This is a genomic window from Mesorhizobium sp. M1A.F.Ca.IN.020.06.1.1 (assembly GCF_004023265.1).
Lineage (GTDB): Bacteria > Pseudomonadota > Alphaproteobacteria > Rhizobiales > Rhizobiaceae > Mesorhizobium.
On the sequence record NZ_RZSR01001141.1, the window covers coordinates 1 to 1692 of the forward strand.

A 1692-nucleotide genomic window follows, 5' to 3' on the forward strand; every position below is an offset into this window, starting at 1 on the left:
GTTGATGCAGCGTGTGCGCGGCGCTGCAGCCGAGCACGGCCGCGCCGGCAGATTGCGCTTCGCGCTTCCCGTCCGCATTCGCCCCGAAGGCTGGTCCGGCGCCTCCGACCACAAGGCGGTCGAGGTCGCGGGGCCGCCGGCGCGGCTTGCGCTCTCGCTGTTGCCCTATGCCGCGCTAGGCATCGAGGAATTCATGATCGGCGGTATCGACCGTCCCAGCGAGATCGCGCGGATCGCGAGACGGTCACGCTGATCGCGAATTCGCTGGCTCGGTGCGACGCCGACACCCTGGCGCCAGGAACGTTCGCGTCGCGCTCGTTCACCGGGGCACACCTTCGGTGAAATCGCGGAGCGAGGTGAGACCGGCCGCTGCGGCTGCCGGTTTCATCAAGACGGGACATAGTGAAGACATTGATCAAGGTCACTGCGGTCGACATGGCTTGGCTCCGTCTGTCCTGGCGGCGGCGGCTAACCGTGAAGACGAAAGCGATGCCGGGAACGGAACGGTGCACGCAAAAAGATTTGTGACCGGCGGATTCTGCGATCCCGAAATCCCGATATCAATCCCGTTCTTCTGCGATCCGCGACAGCGCGGCGATGACCGCCTCCGAGCTCGCCAGCGCGCCGAAGACGCCGTCCTCGACCGTCACCATATGCAGCGCGGCTTCGTGCGCCCGGCCGTCGCCGCTGGCGCAGGCGTCCGCAATCGTCAGGCATTGGAAATTGCGGTCGCAGGCCTCGCGCAGCGTCGTGTGAACGCAGACATCGGTCGTGCAGCCGGTGAACATCAGATGGGTGATGCCGCGCGCCCTCAGCACCAGTTCCAGATCCGTATAGGTGAAGGCGCCGTTACAGGTCTTGTCGACAATGATGTCCTCGGGCCTGACTTCTATGTCGGCGACGATCTGGAAGCCTGGGCTGGAGCGCAGCAGGATATCGGTGCCGTCCAGTCCCGCCCGCTTGCGGCGCCATTTTTCGTAAGCCGTCATATCGGCCATGTCGGCGCGGTAGCCTTGCCTCGTATGGACGATTGCGAGGCCGGCAGCGCGCGCGGCCGCAATCAGCCGATTCACCGTCGGCAGAATGGCCCGCAGCGGCGAAGGGTCATAGCCTTTCCTGGCGAAATAGCCTGTCGGCGACAGGAAATCCGCCTGCAGGTCGATCACGAGCAGGGCGGTGTCTTGCGGCACCAGCCTTCCGTCATAGGGGAAGTCGAACGGGGTCGCCTTGATCATCGCCTGCTGCCTCGGTTGTGGCTGACATGGTGGCCCAGCGACGGCGTCGCAGTCCAGACCTCACGGCGTCCCCGGCTACCGGCGCGCGACCCGGATATTTGATGGTGATGGACATCTTAATAGTTGACTCGCTAACTCATGTTTTCTAGTCAGACGGCATTGGCGTGCAATGATGAAGCGAGGACTAGCCTTGTCCCGGAACAGTCTTTTTGTGGTGCTGGCCGCGTTCGCCATTCTTGCGGCCGGCTCCTTTCTTCCCGACGTCGCGCTGGCGCAGGAGCAGCCGGCACCCGCGGCACCGGCCGCACAAGCGCCCGCTCAGCAGCCCATGACAGCTCCGGCAGCCGTGCAGGCAGCTCAGGCCCCGGCCGCGGCACAGCCCCCGGCGACGGAGGCACCAACCGCTGCCGCACCGACCGAACCGCGCGTTCAGCCGGCGCCGAGCACTGCTGGGGGC

The 1692-nt window shown here is 65.5% G+C and carries 1 protein-coding gene and 1 pseudogene; one reads left to right on the forward strand and one right to left on the reverse strand.

Going from position 1 to position 1692, the window contains the following annotated elements; translation table 11 throughout:
• Nucleotides 1-253 (forward strand): annotated as a pseudogene (locus tag EOA60_RS31815) (LLM class flavin-dependent oxidoreductase); the annotation flags it as partial.
• A gap of 307 nt (nt 254-560) precedes the next feature.
• Here EOA60_RS31815 and EOA60_RS31820 read toward each other — a convergent pair.
• Nucleotides 561-1235 (reverse strand): isochorismatase family cysteine hydrolase, encoded by a 675-nt coding sequence (locus EOA60_RS31820; RefSeq protein ID WP_095799679.1) that lies wholly within the window; start codon nt 1233-1235, stop codon nt 561-563.
• Nucleotides 1236-1692: the final 457 nt, after the last annotated feature.